Origin of the sequence: Duganella sp. sic0402 (genome assembly GCF_019219065.1) — a bacterium.
Taxonomy (GTDB): Bacteria; Pseudomonadota; Gammaproteobacteria; order Burkholderiales; family Burkholderiaceae_D; genus Rugamonas.
The window spans coordinates 153,754-178,470 of the sequence record NZ_JAHUWK010000001.1; the positions used below are offsets into that span (position 1 = coordinate 153,754).

Consider the following 24,717-nt stretch of genomic DNA (forward strand, 5'->3'; position numbering starts at 1 on the left):
GGCTGTTGTGACTTTACACCTGGGCTTCCTCGCCCAGTTTGCCGGCGCGGAAGTCGTCCACGGCGGCGAAGATTTCAGCCTGCGTATTCATCACGAACGGGCCGTATTGCGCAATCGGCTCGTTCAGCGGCTGGCCAGCGATCAGGATGAAGCGGCTGGCTTCGCTCGCCTCGATGACCACGCCGTCAGCACCCTTGGTGTTAGCCAGGATCGCCATGCGGCCGGTGGCCACTGCCTTGTCGCCGATATTCACCGAACCACGATAGGTGAAGATGAAGGCGTTATGGCCTTCCGGCAGCAACTGGCTGAACGATGCGCCCGCTGGCAGTTCAACGTCGATGTACAGCGGCTCGGTGACTTCGCGCTGCACCGCGCCGTTCACGCCATGCGAACTGCCTGCGATGACTTTGACCTTGGCGCCAGCCTCGGTGCTGAACACCGGCACGTCGGCGCCATTGAAGTCGCGATACCACGGCGCGCGCATCTTGTCCTTGGCCGGCAGATTCAGCCACAGCTGGAAGCCTTCCATCACGCCGTCTTCCTGCTCCGGCATTTCGGAGTGGATCACGCCACGGCCGGCGGTCATCCATTGCACGCCGCCGTTGGTCAGCAGGCCTTCGTTGCCGGCGCTGTCCTTGTGGCGCATGCGGCCTTCGATCATATAGGTCACTGTTTCAAAGCCGCGATGCGGATGGCTAGGGAAACCGGCGATGTAATCGTTGGCCTTGTCGCTGCCGAAGTTATCCAGCATCAGGAAGGGGTCAAGGCGGCGTTGCAGGGTCTGAGTCAGCACACGGTTGATCTTCACACCCGCGCCGTCCATGACGGCCTGGCCCTGGATGATGCGTTCTACACTGCGTGCTGCAGTTACTTGATGCGTTACTTGATCAGTCATGGCTAACTCCTTTGTTGATCTATTTATACCAGGATGGCGTTGATTTCTGCTTCGGCTTGCGCTTGCGCTTTCGCTACCGCTTCCGGACCCATGCCCAGGCCTTCGGCGAATACATACTGCACATCCGTCAGGCCGACAAAGCTCAGGAACATTTTGATGTGGGCCAGCTGGGTATCAGTTGGCGCATCGCGGTGCAGGCCACCACGCGACAGGGCCACGTAGACCTTCTTGCCGGTCAGCAGGCCAACCGGGCCGGTTGGACCGTATTTGAAGGTCACGCCAGCGCGGGCAATTGCGTCAAACCAGGTTTTCAGCTGGGCGGTCACGCCAAAGTTGTAGGTCGGTGCACCGATGACTACGACGTCAGCAGCCTGTACTTGTGCGATCAGTGCGTCGTCCAGTGCCACGCGGGCGGCTTGTTCCGCAGTGCGTTGCTCAGCTGGGGTGAACAGGGCTTGCAGCGCGGTTTCGTCCAGCACTGGATGTGGCTGGGCGGCCAGGTCGCGGCGGGCCACGGCGGCGCCAGGATTGGCGGCACTGATTTTAGCGACCAGCGCATCGGCAAGACGGGTGGATTCGGAACCGGTGCTGCGGGCGCTGGAGTTGATTTGCAGAATGTTCATGGTGTTGCTCCTTCGTATTTGGGTGAGTGCTGCGTCGATGGAGTCACTTTAATCGTTTCAAATTAAATCCGGAAGACGCTAAAATGGATAACATTAATCCAAAAATGGAACAATCTAATGGAAATCGATCCAGGCGACCTGCTTTTGTTTGCACGCATTGTGGAATGCGGGAGTTTCAGCCTCGCAGCTGAGCGGGTGCAATTGCCGAAATCGACGGTGTCGCGCCGGATCACGCTGCTGGAAGGGAAGCTGGGTGAGCGTTTGCTTCAGCGCACCACGCGCAAACTGGTGCTGACCGAATTTGGCGCCAGCCTGCTGGAACACGCGCGCAAGGTTGCGGATGAAACCGAAGCGGCCGGCGCGCTGGTACAGCATCGGCAAGTCGCGCCCAGCGGTTTGCTGCGGGTGTCGATGCCAGCCGATTTCGCCAATGTCGCGGTCAGCGCAGTGCTGGCGCAGTTTATGGACCGCTATCCGGCCATTTCGCTGGAACTCGATTTGTCGCCGCGCCGGGTGGATCTGGTGGCGGAGGGCTTCGACCTGGCGATCCGCATGGGCACGCTGCCGGACGACGCCACGCTGGCGGCGCGGCGCATCACTTTCAGCTCGCTGGCGCTGTACGCCTCGCCGCGCTACACCAATCTGCGTGGCTTGCCCGAGCATCCGGACGACTTGTTCAAGCACGATCTGCTGAGCTTACCGCCACGGCTGAACGGCCTGATACGCTGGAATCTGATGCGCGGCAAGACTGAGTGGGAGCGTGAACTGCCGGTGCGGCTGTTGGCCAATTCGCCGGAATTGCTGGTGCGCATGGCCAGCACCGGGATAGGTATCGGCGCCTCGACCGAGGCGATCGCGCGGCCGTATTTGCAGCGGGGCGAGCTGGTGAGGGTGCTGCCGGAGTGGGCGTTCCCGCAGGTGACTGGGTGGGCGGTATTCCCCGGGCGGCGGTTGATGCCGGCCAAGACCCGGGTCTTTATCGATATGCTGGAGGCGGCCTTTGAACAGGGCGCGCCGGTGGGAATGTGATTACTTCAGCTGGGCCATCTGCTCGCCCAGTTGCACTGGCGCGGCAGGCTGCCATGCCTGGTTGAACTTCAGCACGTCTTTCTGGAACAGCATCACCACTGTGGAGCCGAGCAGGAAGCGGCCCAGTTCGTCGCCTTTTTTCAGCACGATGTTCTGATCGCCGTATTGCCATTCGGTGACTTGCGGCAGGCGCGGCGGGTTGACCACGCCATGCCATACGGTAGCCATGCTGCCGACGATGGTGGCGCCGACCAGGGTCATCACGAATGGGCCATGGGCAGTGTCAAACACGCAGACCACGCGCTCGTTGCGGGCGAACAGGCCGGGAATGCCGCGCGCAGTGACCGGGTTGACCGAGAACAGCTCGCCCGGCACATAAATCATGCGGGTCAGCTTGCCGTCGATCGGCATGTGGATGCGGTGATAGTCGCGCGGGCTCAGGTAGAGATTGGCGAAGCTGCCGTGCTGGAATTGCGCGGCCAATTGGGCGTCGCCGCCGACCAGGGCGGTGGTGCTGAATTTGTGGCCCTTGGCCTGGAAAATCTGATCGTCCTCGATATCGCCGAATTGGCTGATGCGGCCGTCGACCGGGCAGACGTAGGCGGCGTCGGCCAGAGGACGGGCGTCCGGGCGCAGCGCGCGGGTGAAGAATTCGTTAAACGTCTTGTAATTGGCGATATTCGGATCGAGCGCCTCGTCCATATTGACGTTATAGCGGCCGACAAACCAGCGGATCAGGCGAGTCGTATAAGAGCCGCCCTTGGCGCCAGCGACGCGGCCAGCGAAATTGGTCAGCGCTCCCTTGGGAAGCAAATACTGCGGCAAGACGGCAAGGCGATCGGACACGATAGCAAATCCATACAAATTAACGATCGCGCATTATAACGCCCACTCAGGTGCGTGATAGCTGTTTATGATATTTCGCTAAACAGCCGGATTTGATTGCTAAATACTGAATATTCTTTATTGAATCAAGGCATAATTTCGGGCATCCAAAAATTCGCTTGAGCTCGCATTATGCCTACTCGCCTGACCCGTATCGCCGCCGCTGTGTTGTCCCTTTGCGCCACGTGCGCCAGCGCTTCCACTGAACAGCCCAGGCTCTCGGATGAGGTGGTGAAGGTGGAGATCAAGGGCTCTGCCGCCAAATATGATGCGCGGCGCGATGATACCGCTAGCAAGACGGTGGTCAGCGCCGAGGAAATCCAGAAGTATGGCGATACTTCGGTCAACGACGTGCTGAAGCGCCTGCCCGGTATTACCGTCGGCGGCGCGGCCGGGCGCAGTGGCGGCGAGATCCGCATGCGCGGCCTCGGCGCTGGCTATACGCAAATCCTGATCAACGGCGAACGCGCGCCAGCCGGCTTCGCCATTGACTCGCTGGCGCCGGATGTGATCGAGCGCATCGAGGTGCTGCGCGCCGCCAGCGCCGAATTCAGCACCCAGTCGATCGCCGGCACGATTAATATCGTGCTGAAGAAAGCGCTCAAGTCCGCCCAGCGCGAGGTGAAGTTCAGCCAGTCCAAGAGCAGTGGCGCCAGCTCGCCCAGCGCCAGCCTGCAGATGTCCGATAAGAACCAGGATGGCAAGACCTCGTATTCGTTCGGCGCCAACGTCTGGCGCTTTATGTACGATCGCAGCACGCCTACCCGCGAGATCGGCACAGACGCCGATGGCGTCCCCGACCTGCTGCGCACCGCCAACTGGTGGGATGCCGGCCGTGGCGACGGCTTCAATCTGTCGCCGCGCGTGAACTGGACGCTGGCGGGCGGCGATACGCTGACTTCGCAAACCTTCGTCAACTGGAACCGGTTCGCCAGCAATAGCCGCAGCCGCACCGAAATCGCGTTCGGCCCCGGTCCCGACTACGACCGCGTCGACAGCAGCTACAGCAATCACAGCGGCTTTGGCCGCACCGACCTGAACTGGGTGCACAAGCTGGCAGAGGGCGCCAAGCTGGACGTGAAATTCGGCGTCAGTTACGCGCGCAACAGCGCCGATTCGAATCAGCTGGGCGGCAACAATGGCGCGCCGATTACGCTGTACCGCGTGGTGCATTCGGCCAGCAGCGAGCAGGGCGTCAGCACTCAGGGCAAGTATTCAATGCCGTTTGTGTTCGGCCAGCGCGCCGATGGCGATGACGATACCGCTGCCGCCACCGAGCATGCGCTGTCGCTGGGCTGGGACGCTGGCGTCACGCAACGCGACGACCTGCGCATGCAGCGCGACGCTGACCTGCCGGGCAGCTCGCCGATCAACAGCGACGAAGGCTTTAACGCCAAAGTCACGCGGCTGGCGCTGTACGGCCAGGATGAATGGAATGTCACGCCCTTGTGGTCGGTCTACACCGGCGTGCGTTGGGAAGGACTGGAAACGCGCGCCGACGGCGGCAGCATTGACGCCGTGCAGAACCGCTCCAGCGTGTTCAGCCCGCTACTACAGACGCTGATCAAGCTGCCCAATAAAAAAGACCAGCTGCGCCTGGCGCTGACCCGCACCTACAAGGCGCCATCGACGGCCGCGCTGATCCCACGCAAGTTCACCGCCACCAATAACAGTCCGACCGAGCCGGATCGCCGTGGCAATCCCAATCTGAAGCCGGAGCTGGCGCTGGGCCTGGACGCCTCATTTGAACATTACTGGGGCGAGGGCGGTCTGCTGAGCGCCAGCGTCTCCATGCGCCGCATCGAGAATTACACGCACCAGAGCCTGCTCTATGAAGATGAACGCTGGGTATCGCTGGCCATCAACGACGGACGCGCTGAAACGCGCGGTATCGAGCTGGAAGCCAAGTTTCCCGCCAGCGCGCTGATGGATAACGCGCCCAAACTGGATCTGCGCGCCAGCGTCAGCCGCAACTGGTCGCGGGTGGATTCCGTGCCGGGTCCGGATAACCGCCTGGATCAGCAAATTCCGCTCAGCGCCACGGTCGGCATTGACTATAAGACGCCGGACGGGCAGCTCAGCACCGGCAGTAATTTCAGTTTCCGTAACGGCGGCCTGGCGCGGCTGAGCGGCACCCAGGGCGGTTATACCTCGGTGCGCCGTGATCTGGATGTCTACGCGCTATGGAAACTGGACCCGCAAAATAATCTGCGTTTCGCCGTTTCCAATTTGCTGGCGCAGGATTACACCACCGAGAGTATCTACAGCGACGGCAATGGCACGCTCAATCGCATGACCGTGGCCAACGGTGAAACCCAATTCCGGGTTACGGTGGAAAGACGCTTCTAGGTTGGTAAGTTATTCTTCGCATATATTCCCTTCAAACAGTTGTGGAAAATATCCATTTTTATAGCTATATTGGTATTTATTAGGATATGTCTGGAATATGTCTGCGAAGTTATGGTAAATTGCGGCTATCAAATCTCACACATTGTCACTTGTGATTTTTTAAATCTACCCCATCGATAAGAAGGAAATAAGATGACGACTTACCAGGAATACAAAGCCAAGATCGCCGAACTGGAAAATCTGGCCGAAACCGCCCGTAAAGATGAAATCGCACAGGCGAAAGATAAAGTCGCAGCGATCATGCGTGAATACGGCCTGACCGTGGCGGATCTTGGCGGGGTAGCCAAGGCTAAAACCTCCAAGCCACGCGCACCGGTGCCAACCAAATACCGCGACGACGCCACCGGCCAGACTTGGACCGGCCGTGGCCGCGCCCCAAAATGGCTGGAAGGCAAGAACAAAGACGATTATCTGATTAAGTAATACTGACATTCCAGCCGAAAATTTATATCGCCATGAAGCACGCTCATGTTGCGGTCTTATTCTCGGCCTTAATCGCGCTATTCTCGCCCGCCGCCGACGCGGCGGACACCCTGTTAAGTCCCGCACGGGTGTGGACGGGAGAAGGCCAGCCGCATGACGGCTGGTCGGTGCTTATCCGTGGCGAGCAGATCGCAGCGGTAGGACCGGCCGATAAAATGAATATCCCCGCTGGCGCGGAGCGTATCAGCCTTCCGGACGCCACGCTGCTTCCCGGTTTAATGGATTTGCACTCGCATGTGCTGCTGCATCCATATAATGAAACCTCTTGGGACGACCAGGTATTAAAGGAATCGGTGGAATACCGGGCCTTGCTTGCCGGCCGCCACGCCGCCGCTACATTACAAGCCGGATTTACCACCTTGCGCGATCTGGGCAGCGAAGGCGCGCTGTATGCTGATGTCGCTATTAAAAAGGCGATACACGACGGCGTGATTCCTGGCCCGCGTTTATTTATCGCCACAAGGGCGATTGTCGCCACCGGCAGCTATGGACCGTCATCGCGCAGTTATCGCGCCGATATCGATTTGCCGGTCGGCGCAGAGGAGGCCAGCGGCGTTGATGAAGTGGTCAAAGCGGTACGCAACCAGGGGGCACGCGGCGCTGACTGGATCAAGGTCTATGCCGATTACCGCACCGGTGCCGACGGCAGCGCCCATGCCACCTTTACCCAGGCCGAGCTGAACGCGCTGGTGCAAACCGCGCATGCATCGGGCCGCAAGGTGTCGGCCCACGCCAGCACCGACGAAGGCATGCGCCGCGCCACCCTGGCCGGTGTCGACAGCATCGAGCACGGCTACGGCGGCAGCGAAGCCACTTTCAGGCTGATGGCCGAACGCAAGGTGGCTTATTTCCCGACACTCACCGCGCCCGAGGCCACCAGCGAGTATTTCCAGAAGTACCAGCGCGGCGGCGCGCCGACGCCGTCCATGCAGGCCGCTGCGCGCGCTTTCCAGCTGGCGCGCAAGCTCGGTGTCATCATCGGCAATGGCAGCGATGTCGGCGTGTTCGCCCATGGCGACAATGCCCGCGAGCTGGAATGGATGGTCCGGCTCGGCATGACGCCTGCAGAGGCCTTGCGCGCCGCCACGGTGGTGAATGCAGAGGTGCTGGACAAGGCCTCGTCGCTGGGCCGGCTGCGCGAAGGCTATCTGGCCGATATGGTGGCAGTGCGCGGCGATCCTACCCAGGACATCAGCGTCCTGCGCAATGTGCAATTGGTGATGAAAGGCGGAACGATTTTCCGCCGCCCGTGAGCCAATACGGGTATTTCATGAGATGATTGCGACATGCCATCTATTCCACTTTTTCCGCTGAAAACAATCCTGTTTCCCGACGGTCATTTGCCGTTGCAGGTGTTTGAAGTGCGCTATCTGGACCTGGTCAAGCGCTGCATCGCCAAGGGCGAGGAGTTCGGCGTCGTGTCGCTGCTGGACGGCAGTGAGGTGCGGGTGCCGGACCAGCACGAAACCCTGTCTGCCTGCGGCACCATGGCGCGCATCATGGACTGGAGCGCGCCGTTGCCGGGGCTGTTGCAAATCTCCTGCATCGGCACCACGCGCTTCCAGGTCAAGTCGGCCGAACAGCTCAAGCATGGGTTGTGGATGGCCGAGGTGGACGATGTGGCGGAAGACATGGTGGTGCCGATTCCCAGCGAACAGCAGGATGTGGCAAACGCCTTGGGCGCGCTGATCCGCTCGCTACAGAAGAAGCAGATTTCCACCGCCAATATGTCGCTGGCGCCGCCGTACCGGCTGGACGAGGCGGGCTGGGTGGCCAACCGCTGGTGTGAGCTGCTGCGGCTGGACCTGGAAGAAAAGCAGCGCCTGCTGCTACAGGAAAATCCGGTGCTGCGGCTGGAACTGGTGCAGGACGTGCTGAGCGAGAACGGCCTGCTCGACTAGGCTGCATTAATCGGCGTGCGCCTTGCCCGGATCTTCCAGCGCATGGATGCGCACCGACCACATCACGCCCGCCACCAGCAACAGCATCGCTGCAATCTCCAGCGTGCGCGGGAACTGCTGCTTGTAGACAAAGCCGTATAACAGCGCGAACAGCGTTTCAAACAGAATCAGCTGGCCGGACAAGGTCAGCGGCACTTTGCGGCTGGCGATATTCCACAAATGGTTGCCGATGGCGGAAGCGCCCAGCGCGATCACCGCGTTGACGATCCAGAACAGGGACCAGTCGCGGCCGCTGGCGGCGCCCGCCGCGCCGCTCACATCGGCATGGAAAAAGATCAGCGCCACCAGCGCGATCGCCAGTGCGATCACGCCGCTGGAGACGCCATACAGCGCCGACCATTCGCCGCTGCTGAAATGCGGATTGCGCTTCAGGTAGCGCGCATTGTCGACCGAGTACCAGGTCCAGCAAGCCAGCGCGCCAGCCGCGCACAGCACGCCGAACAGTTTGCCATCGAGCGGTATGCCGTTGCCGGTGTCATGCGTGAAGACATCGATATTGATGCAGGCGATGCCGGCCGCCACCAGCATCAATGGCAGCATCAGCTGCTTGATCGGCACCGAGCCGTGGTCTTTCTGTCCCATCAGCGTCACCGATATCGGCAGCACGCCGATGATCAGCGAGGTTGCCGCCACGCCGGCGAATTTCACACCCAGGGCCAGCAGCATGTAGTAGACGATGTTGCCGGCCAGCGCATGCTTGACCATGGCCATGATGTCGCTGCGATCCAGCCGGCGCAGCAGCGGTGGCAGGCGTGTCGACATCAGCGCGGCGGCGATCAGTCCATAGGCGAGGTAGCGCCCGCATGCCATTTCCAGCGGCGAGAAGGCGCGCAGGAATTCCGGCGCCACAAACACCATGCCCCACAGGGCGCCCGCCAGCAAACCGCACAACACGCCATTCAACATCGAACACTCTCTATGTGGGTAGTAGCAGCGCCGTCAAGCCGCTGCATTTGCCGGAGACATATCCATCTGGACGAGAGCGGCCAGCACCAGCGATACGTTCAGCACCACGGTCAGCCAGAACTTCAGCTGGAAGCTGGTCTTGCTGCATTTGTGGCGCAGCATCTGCTGCGCCAGCAGGCCGCCGGGCCAGCCGCAGAACAGGCCCAGCAACAGCAGCGTGAATTCCGAAATACGCTGGCGGCGCTGCACCGCGGCCGATTTGTCGACCGCATAAGCGATAAAGCAGGCCACGCTGGCGACGCCGTAGAACGACGCCAGCCAGAGCAAGGTCAGCGCGATCAGAAGTAGCTCAGGCCGAGCGCGGCCTTGACTTCGTCGGCGGTCCTGGCGGCCACTTCACGCGCCTGCATCGTGCCTTCTTTCAGCAGCTGCATGATGTAGCCCTTGTCTTTTTCCAGCTCTTCGCGGCGGGCGCGGATTGGCGCCAGCAGTTCTTGCAGTACCGCTTCCAGGCGCTTCTTGACGATGGAGTCGCCCAGACCGCCGCGCACGTAATGGGCTTTCATTTCTTCCAGCTTGTCCTTTTCAGGATCGAAAGCGTCCAGGTAGATGAAGGCGACGTTGCCTTCCAGATGCCCCGGATCTTCAACGCGCAGGTGCAGCGGGTCGGTGTAGACCTTTTTCACGGCGGCGGTGATCTCGGCGGCGCTGGCGCCCAGGTTGATGGTGTTGCCCAGCGATTTGCTCATCTTGGCCTTGCCGTCAATGCCAGGCAGGCGGCCGATGTCCGGCACCAGCGCCTTGCACTCGACCAGGATGTCCTGGTTGACGATACGGTTGAAGCGGCGCACGATTTCGTTGGTCTGTTCGATCATCGGAATCTGGTCTTCGCCGACCGGCACCAGCGTGGCCTTGAAAGCCGAGATGTCGGCGGCCTGCGAGGCAGGGTAGGTCAGGAAACCAGCCGGAATGTCGCGCTCGAAACCGCGCAGCGCGATTTCGGTTTTCACGGTCGGGTTGCGCTCCAGGCGGGCGACGGTGACCATGTTCAGGTAATAGAAGGTCAGCTCGGCCAGCTCGGGAATCTGCGACTGGATCAGGATGGTCGATTTGGCCGGATCAATGCCGACCGCCAGGTAGTCCAGCGCCACTTCCACCACGTTGCGGTGCACCTTGTTGGTGTCATCCATATTGTCGGTCAGCGCCTGCGAGTCGGCCAGCATGATGAATTGCTTGAACTGGTGCTGGTAGTCGACGCGGTTGCGCAGGCTGCCGACGTAGTGGCCCAGGTGCAGTGGACCGGTAGGGCGGTCGCCGGTCAGGATGATTTGCGGGCCTTTTGGCGCGGTCGTCACGGCTTCGGTGGTTTGTTCAGGCAGACTCATCAGGGTTCCTTTACGTTGCCCCGAATCTGGCGCTTGGATGCAAAAACGCCACCAGACTAGGGCGGCGTTGATAAAAATATCACATCACTATGGGTGTACAGTGGCCGCGCTCGCTAGGAGCGGCGCCAATATGTGCGGGTGTGAAGCGGTGCAAAAAAAATCATGGCCGTATGGTTGCAGGTCATGGCCTGTCTGTCAAGCTGCTGCATTAGTGGTATATTGCTTCATTGGAAATCTTTTCGTGGAGCCGCCATGCGTTTTACTGCTGTTGCAGCATTGCTTGCCTTGTCCTTCCCCGTGTTTGCGCAAACGCCGGCCATGGCGCCAGACATTCCCGCCAGGTTCGACACTGCCATTCCTCATGCCGACTACGTCAAGCGCGAGGTCATGATACCGATGCGCGACGGGGTCAAGCTGCACACCGTCATCCTCATCCCGCAAGGCGCACAAAAGGCGCCGATCGTGCTGACTCGCACCCCGTACAACGCCAGCGGCCGCGCCAGCCGCAACATCAGCCCGAGCGTGCTGGCTACCGCCGGCCAGGGCGACGAAACCATGCTCAGCGAAGGCTATATCCGCGTGTTCCAGGACGTGCGCGGCAAATACGGCTCGGAAGGCGATTACGTCATGACCCGCCCGCTGATCGGCCCGCTGAACAACACCCGCAACGACCAGGCCACCGACGCCTGGGACACCATCGACTGGCTGGTCAAGAACATCCCGGAAACCAACGGCAAAGTCGGCATGATCGGCTCCTCTTACGAAGGCTTCACTGTGCTGATGGCGCTGACCAATCCGCACCCGGCGCTGAAAGCCGCCGTGCCGATGAGCCCGATGGTCGATGGCTGGCGCGGCGACGACTGGTTCCACAACGGCGCCTTCCGCATGCCCAACCTGCGCTATATCGCCAGCCAGACCGCCGCGCGCGGCGCCGGCAAGCAGCTGGCCACCGGCGTCTACGACGATTATGAAGGCATGCTGCGCGGCGGCTCGGCCGCCAGCTATGCCGCACAGTTCGGCCTGGACAAACTCAACTTCACCAAAAAACTGTTTGAGCACCCGGCCTACGACAGCTACTGGCAGCACCAGGCGCTGGATAAGATCCTCGCCAAGCGCGAGCTGAAAGTGCCAACCATGAACGTAGTCGGTTACTGGGACCAGGAAGACATCTACGGAGCCTACGCCGTTTACGAAGCCCTGGAGCCGAAGGACAAGGATAACAACAAGAACTACCTGGTGGTCGGCCCATGGCGCCACAGTGGCGTCAATTACGAAGGCTCGACGCTGGGCGCGCTGAAGTTCACCGGCGACACCGCGCTGGAGTTCCGCCGCGACTTCATGCAGCCGTTCCTTGATCAGTACCTGAAAGATGGCGCAGCAGTAGCCGACACGCCGCCGGTGCTGTTCTACCAGACTGGCGTCAATCGCTGGCAAAAACTGCCGCAATGGCCGCTGGCGTGTGCCGAGCATTGCGCCGCGCCGCTCAAGCCTATCTATCTGCAGAACGGCTTCAAGCTGGGCTTCGATGCGCCGAAAGAGGGCGCGGCCTACGACGAATACGTGTCCGACCCGGCCAAGCCGGTGCCGTTCGTGCCGCGCCCTGTGCGCATGGCCGACCGCAATGTCTGGCAACCATGGCTGGTCAGCGACCAGCGCAGCTTCTCGGACCGTCCGGACGTGCTGACCTATGTCACCGAACCGCTGAAAGGCAAAGTGCAGATCGCCGGCGCGCCGGTGGTCAATCTGTTTGCCTCGACCACCGGCACCGATACCGACTGGGTGGTCAAGCTGATCGACGTGTATCCGGATGAGGTGCCGTCGCAGCCGGAGCTGGGCGGCTACCAGCTCGGCATCTCGATGGACATCTTCCGTGGCCGCTACCGCAACAGCCTGGAAACGCCATCGCCGATTCCGGCGAACACGGTGGAGCGCTACCGCTTTGCGCTGCCGAACGCCAATCACGTGTTCCTGCCGGGCCACCGCATCATGGTGCAGATCCAGTCCAGCTGGTTCCCGCTGTATGACCGCAATCCGCAAAGCTATGTGCCGAATATCTTCTACGCCAAGCCTTCGGATTATCAGAAGGCTACGCTGAAGGTGTATCACGCTGGAGAGCAGCGCAGCGCGATTGAGCTGCCAGTGGTGGAAGCGAAGTAAGAACAGCAGCGTCCGCGCCGCGTCAGCGCGGGCGGACGCTGTCGGTCAGCACCTCGGCGCGGAAGTAGCGCAGATAGCCTTCCATGATCTGGTTCGATTTGCCGGCGCTTTCCAGCGCATAGCGCAGGATGGCGCGGTCCTCGGGCTTCATCGCGTTGGAGATGTAGGCGCCACTCTGGTTCCACGGCAGTTCCGGGATTGCTTCGGCTTTCAGTTTTTCCTGAAGCCCGAGCACGCGCGGCTCGCGCCGGATTGCGCCGGCCATCAGTGTCGGTCCCATGATGGTCAGGTCGGCCGAGCCGGCGTGCAGCAGGCGCGCGACGGCACTCACATCCACCTCGACGAACACGCGGCCCTGTTTTTGCAGTTCTTTGATCAGCTCTATATAACGGTCGCCATAGTCAAAGCCGCGCACCACGGCTACCCGCAGATCCTTGCGCGCCAGCAGGTCCTGGGCACTGGTGATGGGCGCGCGGCCGTTGTTCACCGAGATCAGCATGGCGCGGTGATTGATCATCGGGATGAAGGTGCCGATCTGGTCGCGCTCCTGCGTGCGCGACGCCGGCACCAGCACGTCTGCCTTGCCGGCCTTGAACATCGCTACCTGGCGCGCCCGTGGCACCACGGTGAACACGATGTTGCAGCCGGTCTTGGCCTGTATGCTGCGCAGCACGTCCGGATAAATGCCTTTCACCTGATCGCCTTCGATGATCACGCTGGCGCCGTTGGACGACACCGGCGCTGCCAGGTCGCGCGAGCAGCTGGCGCCGGCATGCTGCACGGCCAGGCTGGCGAGGCAGGCTGCAAACAGAAGGCGCGGTTTCATGCCGGCTCCTGGTGTTTGCGGAAGTAGTTGCGCGCGACCACGATGGCGATGGTCTGCATCGCCGCGCAAAGATAGAAGGTGCTGCCGACGCGCCAGTCATCCGACGCCAGATGGCTGACCTCCCCCAGAATGGCGGAGCCGAGCAGCGGCATGATGATCACGCCGACGCTGCTGATCGATTGCAGTGATCCCATCAGCTCGCCCTGTTCATTGGGCGGCGTGCTCTTGGAGATAATGCTTTGCAGCGCAGGGCCAATCGCGAACGACAGCACATTGCACAGGATGAGCACATACATCATCCAGCCCTGCGTAGCCAGGCCGTACAGCAGATAGGTCACGCTGCCGGACACCAGTCCCAGCACCGACAGCCGCACTTCGCCGAAGCGCTTGATCAGCACCCCCAGCAGGCCGGCTTGCACCACGGCCGCCGTCAGGCCGACGCAAAACAGCGCTGCGCCATTCTGGCCGGGCGTCCAGTTGAAGCGGAAGGTGGTGTACAGCACCCAGGTGGTTTGCAGCAGCATGGCCGCCAGCGTCACCAGCGTGTAGGTCAGGATCAGGCCGCGAATATCGGTGCGGCGCGCCAGCTTGCCCAGCGCCGCCAGCGGATTCAGCTTGGCCAGCGTGAATGCGGCGCGGCGCGATGCCGGCAGCGATTCCGGCACGAAGAAATAGCCGTAGACGAAGTTGGCCGCCGACAGCGCGCCCGCCACATAAAATGGCAGGTGCAGGTCGACCGTGCCCAGCAGCCCACCCAGCATCGGCCCGCAGATGAAGCCCAGGCCAAACGCGGCGCCGACCTTGCCAAAGCTCTTGGCGCGGTTTTCCGGTGTCGAGATATCCGATGCATATGCCGACGCCACCGACATGCTGGCCGACGACATGCCGCCGATGACGCGGCCGATGAACAGGCAGGCCAGATTAGGCGCCCATGCCGTCGACAGGAAATTGATGCTCATGCCGGCCATTGAATACAGCAGCACCGGACGGCGGCCGACGCGGTCGCTGATCGCGCCGAGCATCGGCATGAACAGGAATTGCATCAGGCCGAAGACGGCGCTCATCACGCCATACCAATAGGCCTGGTTATCGCGCGTGCCGGTGAATTCGCCGACCAGCACCGGCAGCACCGGCACAATCAGGCCAATGCCCAGCATGTCGATGAAAACGCAGATCAGTACAAAGTTCAGCTTACCTTGCGGTGCAGCAGTATCGGCTTGGCTCATGAGTACTCGAAAAAGTTACGGTGCGGCCGGGCTGGCAGCCCATTCGGCGATGAAATTGTCGCGGAAGGCGATCAGCTCCTGCATGCGGGCTTCGCCCAGGCGGCGGCCGGCGGCGGTCTGCATCTTGCCGGGCAGGGTGGCCAGCTTGGTATCGATATGGTCCAGCGCATAGGCCTTGTCATCTAGATCACGGTGCAGCGCCATCGGATCGTCCGGATGGGCCAGCGCCGAATCCATGCGTCCGGCGGTATAGAACAGGCGCGCCAGGCCGACCGCGCCCAGCGCATCCAGCCGGTCGGCGTCCTGCACGATCTTGGCTTCGATGGTTTCGGCGCGGATGCCGGCCGAAAAGCTGTGGCTCTCGATGGCGTGGGCTACGGCCGCCAGTTTGTTTGGCGGAAAATCCAGCGCGGCCAGCTGGCGGCTGGCCAGCAGCGCGGCCTTGCGTGACGCCAGATGGCGTTCCGGATCGTTCTTCGGCAGGTTGACCAGATCGTGCAGGTAGCAGCCGGCCAGTACGACCAGCGCATCGGCCTCCGGATAATCGTTCAGCAACAGGCTGGCGTTGCGCCATACGCGGTGCAGATGATTGGTGTCGTGGGCGCCGTCCATGCCTTGCGCGGCGACGGCGAGCGCGACCAGGCGCGGGCGCCAGCTATTGAGCAAGCTATTCATCTGTCTCCCAGAAGTAACAATTGGTCGTTTTATTGGTCAATTTGTCAGCAATCATACAGCCTCGCCGCATGGTTGTGCAGAGGCAAAACGTGGTGGAATCACTAAGCTGGCAATTGCAATAAGATTATTTTGTTGCTGCTGCGCATTTATCTGGTGCTATTGAACTTGACTTGAGGTAACATTACGCTCAGTCACTTTTTTGTAATAAGGAAAAGATATGTCCAACGTAAGCGAACTCAACGCCGCCGCCACCAACGCGGCCGAGTACCTGGCCTTTACCCTGGGCCAGGAAGAGTATGGCATCGATATCCAGAAAGTCAGCGAGATCCGCAGCTACGAAACCCCGACCCGGATTGCCAACGCGCCTGACTTCGTCAAAGGCGTCGTCAACCTGCGCGGCATCATCGTGCCGATCGTCGACATGCGCATCAAATTCAACCTGGGTACACCGACCTACGACCAATTCACGGTCGTCATCATCCTGAACATTGGCCACCGCGTGGTGGGCATGGTGGTGGACCGCGTGTCGGACGTGACCACGCTGCTGCCGGAACAAATCAAACCGGCGCCGGAAATCGGCTCGGCCATGAACACCGACCATATCGTCGGCCTGGGCACCATTGAAGAACGCATGCTGATCCTGGTTGATATCGACAAGCTGATGTCCAGCGCGGACATGGGCCTGATCGAGAGCACGGCGCTGGCGGCATAAGCGCCAGCTGACATCACGCCGGGCAACACCCGATGCTGATACCGTAGTTTTGTTTTTGATTTACTCCGAGAGGTAGGTGCAAGAATGAATATGTTGGCGAATATCAGTATCGGCAAACGCCTGGCGTTGGGTTTCACGATTATTCTGGCGTTTGCGATGCTGATCACCGGCATCAGCGTGTGGCGCCTGCAAGGCGTGGCCTCGGCCACCAGCGAAATGATGCAGGTGCCGCTGGCCAAGGAGCGCATGATCTCCGACTGGTCGGGCAAGATTGATAGCGGTATCCGCCGCACCACCGCGATCGCACGCAGCGCCGATCCTTCGCTCGGCACCTACTTCGCCGAAGAGTCCAAAACCTCGTCGGCCGCTTCCGGCGAGCTGCAAAAGAAAATCGAAACGCTGATCAGCGACGCTGACGAGAAAGAGCTGTTTACCCGCATCGGCGAGCAGCGCAAGGTCTACCTGTCGTCGCGCGACCAGATCAACAAGCTGAAGACCGCCGGCGAACTGGAAGAAGCCACGAAGATTTTTGAAACCGTTTTCCGTCCCGGCACGGCCAAGTATCAGGAACTGATCGTCGAACTGCTGAAAATGCAGCGCGCCAAAATCGACGCCAGCGCCGCCCACATCGACGACGTGGCCACCAGCAGCCGTCATCTGCTGTTCATGCTGGCCGCGCTGGTGCTGGTGTTCGGCCTGACCAGCGCCTGGCTGCTGACCACGGGCATCGTGCGTCCGTTGCAGGAAGCCGTGACGGCGGCGCGCCGCGTCGCCAGCGGCGATCTGACCGGCCACATCGACGACAGCGCCAAGGACGAAACCGGCCAGCTGCTGTCGGCGCTGAAAGAGATGAATTCCAGCCTGCTGAACATCGTCACCGAAGTTCGCCAGGGCACCGACCATATCAGCACTTCGTCGACCGAAATCGCGCAAGGCAACCAGGATCTGTCGCGCCGCACCGAGCAGCAGGCTGGCGCGCTGGAAGAAACTGCGTCGTCGATGGAAGAGCTGACCTCCACCGTCAAGCACAATGCGGACAACGCCCGCCAGGCCAATCAGCTGGCGGCGACGGCGGCGCAGGTCGCTGTCAAGGGCGGCGCCGTGGTGGCGGAAGTGGTAGGCACCATGGATTCGATCAATCAGTCGTCCAGCAAAATCGTGGACATTATTTCGGTCATCGACGGTATCGCCTTCCAGACCAATATCCTGGCGCTGAACGCTGCGGTGGAAGCGGCGCGCGCTGGTGAGCAGGGCCGTGGCTTTGCGGTGGTGGCGTCGGAAGTGCGCAATCTGGCGCAGCGTTCCGCATCGGCCGCCAAGGAAATCAAGGCCTTGATCGGCGACTCGGTCGAGAAAGTCAACCAGGGCAGCAAACTGGTGGCAGACGCCGGCACCACGATGGATGAAATCGTCGCCAGCGTGCACAAGGTCAGCGACATGATTTCCGAGATCACCGCCGCCAGCAGCGAGCAAAGCGCCGGCATCAACGAAGTCAATCAGGCGATCGGTTCGATGGATGCGGTGACGCAGCAGAATGCGGCGCTGGTCGAACAGGCCGCAGCGGCAGCGGAATCGATGCAACAGCAGGCGGCTGCGCTGGCGCAGGCCGTCAGCGTATTCAAGGTGGATGGCGCGCCACGCCTGACCCAATCGCGCCCGGCGCGTCCACAGCTGCAAATTACTCGCAGCGTTTAAGCTTTTCCGATAGCATTGGCTTTTAGGCCATGTTGCCGGGAGTGTGATGCGCTATTTACTGTTGGTGTTGACGGCGGCGCTGGCGCCGCTGGTACAGGCGGAAACCGGTTTCGCCAATCTTGAACGGGGGCCGCACGGTGTCGGCTTCCGCCTCGTGCAGCAGTATGACTACTCGCGCAGCTATCGCGAGCAAAACGATGTCGTGCATGGCCAGCCTTACAGCGGCGAACGTTCCCGCCCTGTTCAGACACTGGTCTGGTATCCCGCCGCGCCGTCCGGTGCGCGCATTCCTTATTCCGATTACATCCGGACCGAAGCGACCGACGCTGACTACAGCCGTTCCAGGGCGGATGTGGACGCCTTCATGGCGCGCCAGCTGGCGTCGGCCGTTCGTGCCGTTGGCGAAACCCAGGCCAGGGCGCTGTTCGCTCAGCGCATGTGGGCGGTGCATGACGCCGCGCCGCTGGCCGGCAAATATCCGGTGGTGGTGTATGCACCGGGCGGCGGCAGCCCCGCGCACGAAGCGGCCGACATCGGCGAGTATCTGGCCAGCCACGGCTACGTGGTGATCGCCAGCCGCAACCTCGGTACGCGCAGCTACCTGATGACGGCAGACCGCGAAGGCATCGAGGCGCAGTCGCGCGACATCGGCTTCCTGGTCTCGTATGCTTACACGCTGCCGTTTGCCGATACCGCGCATATCGCGGCGGCCGGCTGGAGCTGGGGCGGCTTGACCAACTTGTTTGCGGCTGCGGCCGACAATCGCATCTCGGCCGTCATCAGCCTGGATGGTACGCGTGAGCCGGAGCTGGCGAAGCAATTGCCAGTGTCGCGGTTGACGATACCTTGGCTGTATATCTCGCGCAAGCTGTCCACCATCTCCACCTTGAACCGGGACGGGATCGAAACCTCATTCAGCCTGCTGAACGCGGCGCGCCATATGCAGCTGTATCAGCTGGTCATGCAACCGATGGTACATGTAGATTTTTCGCCAGCCGCGCTGCGCTTCATGCCGCCATCGCATTTTGACGACTACACGCGGGCGGAAGTCGAGCAGGCGTATTACTGGACCGCGCGCTATATGCTGGCGTTTTCGAATGCCTACCTGAAGGGCGACGCTGCTGGCCTGGCTTTTATCCAGCGTTCGCCTACCCAGAACGGTGCGCCACGCCATATGGCGTTGTACGAGCCGCGCGCGGCGGACACCGGTCCGGTCGCCACCCGCGCAGGCTTTGCGGCCGAGCTGGCGAAGCAGGGCTATGCGCAAGCCGTCAGCATTTACGCCAGGCTGCATGGCCAGGACAGCAGCTTTATGCTGAGCGATTCGGATCTGAACGGCTGGGGCTATGAGCTGCTGCGCTCCAACAAGGAAACGGCGGGTGTGGAGATATTCAAGCTCGGCGTGTCGCTGTATCCGCAGAACAGCAATCTGCACGATAGCCTGGCCGAAGGCTATGAGGCCGTAGGCAACAAGCCGGAAGCCATCGCCAGCTACCGGCGCTCGCTGGCGCTGGACCCGAATAATAAGCACGCGGTCGAGCGCCTGAAGCTGCTGCGTTAATCGTCGGCCGGTCCGATGGCCTGCTGCGACAAACGGTCCGCGTCGCCATTGCGGTGACGCGGCACCCAGCGCAGGCTGACATCTCTCAGCGCGGCCATCAGCGCCACCACGCGTGCACGGTGTTCTTCCAGTCCCTTGGCGCCGCGCGCCGCGCCGAGATTCACATCGTTGATCACGACCTGGCTGTCGCCGTGTACAGCCAATTCTGTCGCGCCCATTTCCACTGCCGCCTCCAGCAATGCCGTCAGCGCCAGGTATTCAGCTTCGCTGCTGTTGCCATGGCCGGCGCGGCGGCTGATTTCCCGGCGCTGACCATCCGGTCCGCAGAGCAGGGCGCCGATGCCGATCTGCCCCGGATTTGGATGTGCAGAGCCGTCAAACCAGCCGCGCCACGCGGCCGTGGTCTGCATGCCGGCCTTGCGTTGCGCCAGCTTGTGCGCGGCGTTTGTCTGCCGCTCCAACCGGCGCGCTTCAACGCGCAGGCGCAGTTGATCGCGTTCGGCCAGCATTTGCGCCAGCCCCATCGCGCCAGCTGCCAGCGTCAGCACCTGTAGCAGTGCCTGTGCTTCATCGAGTTGACTGCGCGCCGCCAAACGGCGCGCGGCCACGCGCTCGCCTTTGAAGGCGGCCGTGGCCAGCGTTTCAAACTGTGTGTTTTTCATCAATCGCGGCGGCGGTTGTCGGGATGGCGGTCGTGGCGGTTCGGGACGCCGTCGCCATCTCGGTCGCGGTCGTAGCGATTCGGCACGCCGTCGTGGTCGCGGTCTCCGCGTCCACCGCGATCGCCACGGTTGTCATGACGGTCGTAGCGGTTGGGGATGCCGTCATGGTCACGGTCGCCGCCGGGACCACGGTCCCAGCGCGCCTGCTCGCGATACCAGTGGCCGTCACGCTGCGTCCAGCGCGGTTGCTGGTAAATATAGCCTGGACGCGCGGCGACCCAGTTGCCGCCTACCCATTCGTGGCGGTTGCCGCGCCAGTCCCAGTAGCCGGGCGCCCATACATAGCCTGGGCGTGACGCGGGAATGCGCTCATAGCGTGGCGGTGGCGGTGCAACGGTGATGTAGTCGACGCGTGCAGGGCCGCCGACAGTGATCCAGCCGCCCGGTGCGAAGCGCCAACCGCCGCCGTCGCGTACCCATTCGGCCTGGCGCCAGTGGCCGCCCATGCGTTCGCGCTCCCAATGTCCGCCGGCCCATACGTGGCGGTGGCCGTCCCAGTTCCAGTAGCCTGGCGCCCAGACATAGCCGTGGCGCGGCGCAGGCACGCTTTCAAAGCGTGGAGGTGGCGGTGCGTTGCCGATCACGATGCTAACGCCGGCCTGCGCTGACGCGTTGTTCGGTACAAAAGCTGCCGCGCTCAATGCGAGAATCGCGGTGGCAAAAATTGGCTTGATCATGATAAGTCCTCCGTTCTTTTAACTGCGCTATATTTTGTTGCGCATGGGAGGCACTATATCAAGCGATTTTCTTCGTGGTGCTGAATGATGCAACTTTTTACATATGACACAAAGCCGTGCAAATCAAACGTGCGCCGGCGCACAGATTCAGATCTTATCGGCTTTGATCGCTTCAGCAGCCATCACGGTGGCGCGTTCTTCCAGCACCGATTGGAGCTTCTGTTCAGGCGTCATGCGTTTGGCGCTGACGACGACCGTTTGCATATTGGGATCGCGTGCTTCCACGGTGGTGTGCGTCAGTGCGTAAGCGGCGCCGCAGGTCAGGGCAGCGGTCACGACGAACAGGGCTTCAAAGTTTTTCAGGACATTCATGATGTTCTCCTTGCGTTGGTTAAAGTGAGCTTCGATGTAGTCACTGTATCCAAACCCCTTGCAAGCCGCACCCGGATTGCGACGAGACGCAATTTATGCGGCGCGAAATGCATTTTGGCGGGATGGGAGGCCGGTTTTTCCTTGCCCCTCTGCTAAGCAGGCGCAGAACAATAGCGCGAGGGGCATATGCCGCGATTTATTACCATCATGATGCAAGCCTGGGCCGAACGCCGGCGCGCCCGCCGGCGCAGCGCCAATCTGCGCGCTGGCGTGCCGGTCAGGCTGGTTTCCTCACGCCGCGTCCGGGATGCCGCTGGTCCGGCTTCCGCTGTATCGCGCCGTTCCCTATGGCTGGCTGTCGCGGGCGGCTTGCTGGCGGCTGGCGGCGGGGCGCTGATCGCCGGCCATGCACTGCATTTGGCTGAGACCACGGCCAGCACGCCGCAGTCGGCCGCCAATGTGCGCGCCGCCGGCGTGTATCAGTCGGTCTTGCCCGGCGTCGGCTTTACGGTGCCAAGCCAGGCCGGAATCAGCGCCAGCGTGCACCCTGAAGGCGCTTTGCTGATCGCCTCCAGTTTGCAAGCTGCTCCGCCGGTGCGGGTGGACTTGTGCAGCCAGCTGCGTGGCCCGGCCGACGCCAGGTTGCTGCCGCTGCGTATCGGCTATCGTTTTGACGATGTAAGGCGCTGGGTGAAGCGCAATGAGGAGTCGAACGTCCAGATTTCATTGCGCAACGTGCTGCTGGTGGCTGACCGCGACAGCGGCGCCGAGGCCATGCCCGAAGTGCAGATTGAAGGCGTGGCCCGCTCCGACTTTAACGACGCGCTGAGCGAGCCGCTGCAACTCAGCTGGCGCGCCAGGCAAGGGGACGCGCGCTGGCTGAGTGACGCCAGCCTGGGCCAGATCGAGCAGGGGAGCAGCGGCCAGGTGGCGCTGCGCCAGCAGGGCTGGCTGTTGTGGGGCGCCGGTTCTGCGCTGCGCATTGAGCGCCGCGCCAACGCCATGTGCCCTCAGGCCGGCGAGCTGGTGGTGCAGGTCTATCGTCCGGCAGCGACGTCGACCGCCAACCCGGCGCTGGTGACGGCGTTTCCGGCACGCGGCCGCGCCGTCAGTGCCTATCTTGCGCCGGGAAGCTATCAAGTCCCCAATGCCGCCGCAGCCGCGCTGGAAGACCAGGCGCTGTTTGAGCAGTTGCAAGCGCAAGGACTGATACGCTTGGCCCGCAATGGCGCTATCGAAGTCGCACCGCGCGACCTGCCGCAATGGCAGGCCGCCGCGCCCGCCGAGCGCGCCGGAGAGCTTGGTAGCTGGAAGCAGGTACCGTCCGGACCGGCGACGCAAAAACTCTTCAAGCGCCTGTACTACCAGGCCGACGGAGCGTATGTCCGGCAGCAGATCGATATCTATAATAGCGAGCGCCGCTTGCTGGCCTGGCGCATCAAGGGGCCGGCGGATTTGCCTCTGGAGTGGACTGCCACGGCTGGCAGCGCGGCGCAAGGCGGCGCGCTGGTGCTGGTGGCCACCACCAGCCAGATGCCGGTGGCCGCATCGCGCCTGTTCGCATCGCTGCCGCAGGGATGGCAGCCGTGGACGCGCGTCGCCCGCTGGCCGCAGTCCGGCGAAGGCGATGGTCGGTCAACCGTGCGGCTGGCGTTGCAATTACCGCGTGCCGCCAGCGGCGGCGAAGTGTTGCAGCTGCTGGTCGCTGGCCGCGCCGGCAATGTCAGCGGCGCCACGGCAACGATGCTTGGGGCCTGCAGTGGCCGCGCCTGCGTGAGCAGCAATGATGTTCAGCACGTCCAACTGGTGCTGCTGCCAGGCGCACGCAGCGTGCAGCTGGATGTGCAGCCGCTGGACTTCAATACGCCGGAAGATCAGAAGTACCGCCACCTGCGCGTGGCCGGCGGACGCCTGATCTGGCAGCCGCTCGCACCCGGCAACAATAGCGCCGCGCGCGCTGCGGCACCCTCGGCGGTACAGCTGCGTGACCGCAATGGCAGCACGTTGTGGGCAGACGGCGCACCCAGCGAATCCGCCATGGAAGCCGGCCTCACGCCGTTGCTTGGCGTCAGCCCGGAGCATGCCAGCAGCGTAGCCGGCATGCTGGCGCGCTTGCCTGCACCCGCCGGCGTGGTGGACGCCCGATTGACCCTTGACCTGCCGCTGCAAGCGCTCAGCCAGCGCGTGCTGGAATGCGTGGCCATGCAGCGCGGCCGCTGGCAGGAAGGCCGCTGTACCGGTGCGCAGCCGGTGCCCGGCAATCGTCACGCGGGCCTGGTCATCCTCGATACGGAAACCGGCGATATTCTCGCCGCTGCGGGCGCCGGAACAGGCGCGGTCAATGCCGCCAACTGGGCCGAAGTGCGCGACTTCGATCGCACCAGTCCCGCGCGCAGCCCATTGCGGCTGCCGGCCTTGCAGCATGACGGCGGCGCGCATCAAAGTCCGGGCTCCACCTTCAAGGTGATCAGCGCGCTAGGATTGGAGCTGGCTGCGCAAAACGATGCGCAGATCGATGCGCTGCTGGGCGGCATGCCGCTGCCCGCCATCAATCGCCTGGCCGTACAGCGCGGCTACGGTTTCCAGACCGACGCCGCTAGCTACCCGCTGAATCCGCGCCTGGCGCATATTACCAACTACCGCGAGCAAAGCCTGGACCGGCGCGCGCAGGAGGGCAGGCTAGGGCTGGCGCAGGCGCTGACGTACAGCCTGAATACCTGGTTCGCCTGGTCGAGTGAACTGAGCGACCGCAGCCTGTTTGGCCGCCCTGACGGCGGGGCGCCGGACTTGCAGGCCCTGGACGCCGATGCACTGGATGGCGTGCGGCCCATCTTCGCCGCCGCGCGCCGGCTGGGCTTCGAACAAACGCTGCGCCTGGACGGTGGCCTGCTGCCGGCTGATTTCAACTGGCGCGCCTGGGATGCGCTGCAAGCCACGCCAGCCCGCATCGACCCTATTCACACGCGCCATGAGCTGCGCCAGATGGCAATCGGCCTGCGCATGCAGGTCACGCCGCTGCAAATGGCGCTGGCCTCGGCAGCGGTCGGACAGGGCAGGGTGGTCGCGCCGCGCATGCTGTTGTCGCTGGATGGCGCCGATAGCAAGGCGGCCGCTGCGCCAGCGCTGGGCATTCGCCTGGACCGTATCAAGGCCGGCATGAAAGGCGTGGTCGATGTGGGCACCGGTGCAGGCGCGTTTCGTGGCGCGGCGCTCGCCTCGGTCCGGCCTGGCCTGTACGGCAAAACCGGCACCGCGCCAAGCGGCGAAGATACCGCGACGGTCTGGTTCACCGGCTGGCTGGAACCGGGCAGCCTGCCCGGCCAGACGCACCGGCTGGCGATGGCGGCGTTTGTCAGCCACTCGGATGCCACCGGCGGCGAGCATGCGGCGCCGGTCATCGCCGCCATTCTGTCCACGCTGGCCGCGCAGAACACTGAACAGAAGGGGAAATAGCCTTGTAAACGGGATAATGCGATCGACCATTTTGTGGCATGCTTGAGAAGCCTTTTGACTTATCT

The 24,717-nt window shown here is 62.4% G+C and carries 22 protein-coding genes; 10 read left to right on the plus strand and 12 right to left on the minus strand.

Going from position 1 to position 24,717, the window contains the following annotated elements; genetic code table 11:
• Positions 1–13: 13 nt before the first annotated feature.
• Together KW842_RS00690 and KW842_RS00695 are read right to left on the minus strand one after the other, a co-directional pair.
• The gene (locus tag KW842_RS00690) at positions 14–895 is read right to left on the minus strand and encodes a pirin family protein (RefSeq protein WP_218302173.1); all 882 of its coding nucleotides are present in this window, start codon (positions 893–895) and stop codon (positions 14–16) included.
• A 23-nt stretch (positions 896–918) separates the two neighbouring features.
• On the minus strand, positions 919–1,518 hold the full coding sequence (locus tag KW842_RS00695; RefSeq protein ID WP_218302174.1) for an FMN-dependent NADH-azoreductase: 600 nt from the start codon (positions 1,516–1,518) through the stop codon (positions 919–921).
• Positions 1,519–1,635: 117 nt separating this feature from the next.
• On the opposite strand from KW842_RS00695, the gene KW842_RS00700 reads away from it, so the two are divergent.
• Positions 1,636–2,547 carry a LysR family transcriptional regulator gene (locus KW842_RS00700; RefSeq protein ID WP_218302175.1) on the plus strand — a complete coding sequence of 304 codons (912 nt, stop codon included), beginning with the start codon at positions 1,636–1,638 and terminating at the stop codon, positions 2,545–2,547.
• Here the strand turns inward: KW842_RS00700 and asd are convergent, their stop codons facing one another.
• On the minus strand, positions 2,548–3,393 hold the full coding sequence (gene asd / locus KW842_RS00705; RefSeq protein ID WP_218302176.1) for an archaetidylserine decarboxylase: 846 nt from the start codon (positions 3,391–3,393) through the stop codon (positions 2,548–2,550). It abuts the gene before it with no gap.
• A 171-nt stretch (positions 3,394–3,564) separates the two neighbouring features.
• Here asd and KW842_RS00710 point away from each other — a divergent pair, with 171 nt between their 5' ends.
• The 4 genes from KW842_RS00710 (at position 3,565) to KW842_RS00725 (ending at position 8,225) form a co-directional block, all read left to right on the plus strand.
• Positions 3,565–5,781: a TonB-dependent siderophore receptor gene (locus KW842_RS00710; RefSeq protein WP_218302177.1), complete on the plus strand. Its 2,217-nt coding sequence runs from the start codon at positions 3,565–3,567 to the stop codon at positions 5,779–5,781.
• A gap of 192 nt (positions 5,782–5,973) precedes the next feature.
• The gene (locus tag KW842_RS00715; RefSeq protein ID WP_218302178.1) at positions 5,974–6,264 is read left to right on the plus strand and encodes an H-NS family nucleoid-associated regulatory protein; all 291 of its coding nucleotides are present in this window, start codon (positions 5,974–5,976) and stop codon (positions 6,262–6,264) included.
• 32 nt (positions 6,265–6,296) lie between these two features.
• The gene (locus tag KW842_RS00720) at positions 6,297–7,577 is read left to right on the plus strand and encodes an amidohydrolase family protein (RefSeq protein ID WP_218302179.1); all 1,281 of its coding nucleotides are present in this window, start codon (positions 6,297–6,299) and stop codon (positions 7,575–7,577) included.
• Between the two features lie 33 nt (positions 7,578–7,610).
• The gene (locus KW842_RS00725; RefSeq protein WP_218302180.1) at positions 7,611–8,225 is read left to right on the plus strand and encodes an LON peptidase substrate-binding domain-containing protein; all 615 of its coding nucleotides are present in this window, start codon (positions 7,611–7,613) and stop codon (positions 8,223–8,225) included.
• Positions 8,226–8,231: 6 nt separating this feature from the next.
• Here the strand turns inward: KW842_RS00725 and KW842_RS00730 are convergent, their stop codons facing one another.
• Genes KW842_RS00730 through trpS form a run of 3 tightly spaced genes read right to left on the minus strand, consistent with a single transcriptional unit; the run spans position 8,232 to position 10,576 of the window.
• Positions 8,232–9,191 (minus strand): DMT family transporter, encoded by a 960-nt coding sequence (locus KW842_RS00730; protein ID WP_218302181.1) that lies wholly within the window; start codon positions 9,189–9,191, stop codon positions 8,232–8,234.
• 33 nt (positions 9,192–9,224) lie between these two features.
• Positions 9,225–9,518, minus strand: coding sequence for a DUF1294 domain-containing protein (locus KW842_RS00735; protein ID WP_229223417.1), 294 nt, complete (start codon positions 9,516–9,518; stop codon positions 9,225–9,227).
• Positions 9,519–9,529: 11 nt separating this feature from the next.
• Positions 9,530–10,576, minus strand: coding sequence for a tryptophan--tRNA ligase (gene trpS, locus KW842_RS00740; RefSeq protein ID WP_218302182.1), 1,047 nt, complete (start codon positions 10,574–10,576; stop codon positions 9,530–9,532).
• Between the two features lie 252 nt (positions 10,577–10,828).
• Between trpS and KW842_RS00745 the strand changes: the two genes are divergently transcribed.
• Positions 10,829–12,733 carry a CocE/NonD family hydrolase gene (locus tag KW842_RS00745; protein ID WP_218302183.1) on the plus strand — a complete coding sequence of 635 codons (1,905 nt, stop codon included), beginning with the start codon at positions 10,829–10,831 and terminating at the stop codon, positions 12,731–12,733.
• Positions 12,734–12,755: 22 nt separating this feature from the next.
• Here the strand turns inward: KW842_RS00745 and KW842_RS00750 are convergent, their stop codons facing one another.
• From KW842_RS00750 to KW842_RS00760, 3 genes are read right to left on the minus strand one after another with little or no spacing between them, the layout of a single operon-like run.
• Positions 12,756–13,559 carry an ABC transporter substrate-binding protein gene (locus KW842_RS00750; protein WP_218302184.1) on the minus strand — a complete coding sequence of 268 codons (804 nt, stop codon included), beginning with the start codon at positions 13,557–13,559 and terminating at the stop codon, positions 12,756–12,758.
• The gene (locus KW842_RS00755; protein WP_218302185.1) at positions 13,556–14,785 is read right to left on the minus strand and encodes a TCR/Tet family MFS transporter; all 1,230 of its coding nucleotides are present in this window, start codon (positions 14,783–14,785) and stop codon (positions 13,556–13,558) included. Before KW842_RS00755 ends, KW842_RS00750 begins: the two co-directional genes overlap by 4 nt.
• A 15-nt stretch (positions 14,786–14,800) precedes the next feature.
• Complete coding sequence (locus KW842_RS00760; RefSeq protein ID WP_218302186.1) at positions 14,801–15,460, minus strand: HD domain-containing protein; 660 nt, start codon at positions 15,458–15,460, stop codon at positions 14,801–14,803.
• A gap of 217 nt (positions 15,461–15,677) precedes the next feature.
• Here KW842_RS00760 and KW842_RS00765 point away from each other — a divergent pair, with 217 nt between their 5' ends.
• The 3 genes from KW842_RS00765 to KW842_RS00775 all read left to right on the plus strand — a co-directional run bounded on the left by KW842_RS00765 (position 15,678) and on the right by KW842_RS00775 (position 19,428).
• Positions 15,678–16,172, plus strand: coding sequence for a chemotaxis protein CheW (locus KW842_RS00765; protein ID WP_218302187.1), 495 nt, complete (start codon positions 15,678–15,680; stop codon positions 16,170–16,172).
• Positions 16,173–16,256: 84 nt separating this feature from the next.
• Positions 16,257–17,867 carry a methyl-accepting chemotaxis protein gene (locus KW842_RS00770; RefSeq protein WP_218302188.1) on the plus strand — a complete coding sequence of 537 codons (1,611 nt, stop codon included), beginning with the start codon at positions 16,257–16,259 and terminating at the stop codon, positions 17,865–17,867.
• Positions 17,868–17,913: 46 nt separating this feature from the next.
• Positions 17,914–19,428, plus strand: coding sequence for a hypothetical protein (locus KW842_RS00775; protein ID WP_218302189.1), 1,515 nt, complete (start codon positions 17,914–17,916; stop codon positions 19,426–19,428).
• On the opposite strand, the gene KW842_RS00780 is transcribed toward KW842_RS00775, so the two are convergent.
• The 3 genes from KW842_RS00780 to KW842_RS00790 all read right to left on the minus strand — a co-directional run bounded on the left by KW842_RS00780 (position 19,425) and on the right by KW842_RS00790 (position 21,199).
• A complete protein-coding gene (locus KW842_RS00780; protein ID WP_218302190.1) occupies positions 19,425–20,090 on the minus strand; it encodes a ribonuclease HI family protein in 666 nt (221 codons plus the stop codon). The genes KW842_RS00775 and KW842_RS00780 overlap by 4 nt on opposite strands.
• Positions 20,090–20,827, minus strand: a complete 738-nt coding sequence (locus KW842_RS27765; RefSeq protein ID WP_218302191.1) for a YXWGXW repeat-containing protein — start codon at positions 20,825–20,827, stop codon at positions 20,090–20,092. Before KW842_RS27765 ends, KW842_RS00780 begins: the two co-directional genes overlap by 1 nt.
• 147 nt (positions 20,828–20,974) lie before the next feature.
• Positions 20,975–21,199, minus strand: a complete 225-nt coding sequence (locus KW842_RS00790) for a hypothetical protein (RefSeq protein ID WP_218302192.1) — start codon at positions 21,197–21,199, stop codon at positions 20,975–20,977.
• A 186-nt stretch (positions 21,200–21,385) separates the two neighbouring features.
• Between KW842_RS00790 and KW842_RS00795 the strand changes: the two genes are divergently transcribed.
• Entirely contained in the window at positions 21,386–24,652 is a 3,267-nt protein-coding gene (locus KW842_RS00795; RefSeq protein WP_218302193.1) for a penicillin-binding transpeptidase domain-containing protein, read from the plus strand.
• The last annotated feature ends 65 nt before the right edge of the window (positions 24,653–24,717 follow it).

Bases quoted from the DNA above. Each gene is read 5' to 3' on its own strand.
- KW842_RS00790 (WP_218302192.1), bottom strand. From the start codon at position 21,199: ATGAATGTCCTGAAAAACTTTGAAGCCCTGTTCGTCGTGACCGCTGCC.
- KW842_RS00795 (WP_218302193.1), top strand. From the start codon at position 21,386: ATGCCGCGATTTATTACCATCATGATGCAAGCCTGGGCCGAACGCCGG.
- KW842_RS00775 (WP_218302189.1), top strand. From the start codon at position 17,914: ATGCGCTATTTACTGTTGGTGTTGACGGCGGCGCTGGCGCCGCTGGTA.
- trpS (WP_218302182.1), bottom strand. From the start codon at position 10,576: ATGAGTCTGCCTGAACAAACCACCGAAGCCGTGACGACCGCGCCAAAA.
- KW842_RS00700 (WP_218302175.1), top strand. From the start codon at position 1,636: ATGGAAATCGATCCAGGCGACCTGCTTTTGTTTGCACGCATTGTGGAA.
- KW842_RS00715 (WP_218302178.1), top strand. From the start codon at position 5,974: ATGACGACTTACCAGGAATACAAAGCCAAGATCGCCGAACTGGAAAAT.
- KW842_RS00760 (WP_218302186.1), bottom strand. From the start codon at position 15,460: ATGAATAGCTTGCTCAATAGCTGGCGCCCGCGCCTGGTCGCGCTCGCC.
- KW842_RS00780 (WP_218302190.1), bottom strand. From the start codon at position 20,090: ATGAAAAACACACAGTTTGAAACGCTGGCCACGGCCGCCTTCAAAGGC.
- KW842_RS00730 (WP_218302181.1), bottom strand. From the start codon at position 9,191: ATGTTGAATGGCGTGTTGTGCGGTTTGCTGGCGGGCGCCCTGTGGGGC.
- KW842_RS00690 (WP_218302173.1), bottom strand. From the start codon at position 895: ATGACTGATCAAGTAACGCATCAAGTAACTGCAGCACGCAGTGTAGAA.
- KW842_RS00745 (WP_218302183.1), top strand. From the start codon at position 10,829: ATGCGTTTTACTGCTGTTGCAGCATTGCTTGCCTTGTCCTTCCCCGTG.
- KW842_RS27765 (WP_218302191.1), bottom strand. From the start codon at position 20,827: ATGATCAAGCCAATTTTTGCCACCGCGATTCTCGCATTGAGCGCGGCA.
- KW842_RS00770 (WP_218302188.1), top strand. From the start codon at position 16,257: ATGAATATGTTGGCGAATATCAGTATCGGCAAACGCCTGGCGTTGGGT.
- KW842_RS00710 (WP_218302177.1), top strand. From the start codon at position 3,565: ATGCCTACTCGCCTGACCCGTATCGCCGCCGCTGTGTTGTCCCTTTGC.
- KW842_RS00750 (WP_218302184.1), bottom strand. From the start codon at position 13,559: ATGAAACCGCGCCTTCTGTTTGCAGCCTGCCTCGCCAGCCTGGCCGTG.
- KW842_RS00720 (WP_218302179.1), top strand. From the start codon at position 6,297: ATGAAGCACGCTCATGTTGCGGTCTTATTCTCGGCCTTAATCGCGCTA.
- KW842_RS00695 (WP_218302174.1), bottom strand. From the start codon at position 1,518: ATGAACATTCTGCAAATCAACTCCAGCGCCCGCAGCACCGGTTCCGAA.
- KW842_RS00725 (WP_218302180.1), top strand. From the start codon at position 7,611: ATGCCATCTATTCCACTTTTTCCGCTGAAAACAATCCTGTTTCCCGAC.
- KW842_RS00765 (WP_218302187.1), top strand. From the start codon at position 15,678: ATGTCCAACGTAAGCGAACTCAACGCCGCCGCCACCAACGCGGCCGAG.
- KW842_RS00755 (WP_218302185.1), bottom strand. From the start codon at position 14,785: ATGAGCCAAGCCGATACTGCTGCACCGCAAGGTAAGCTGAACTTTGTA.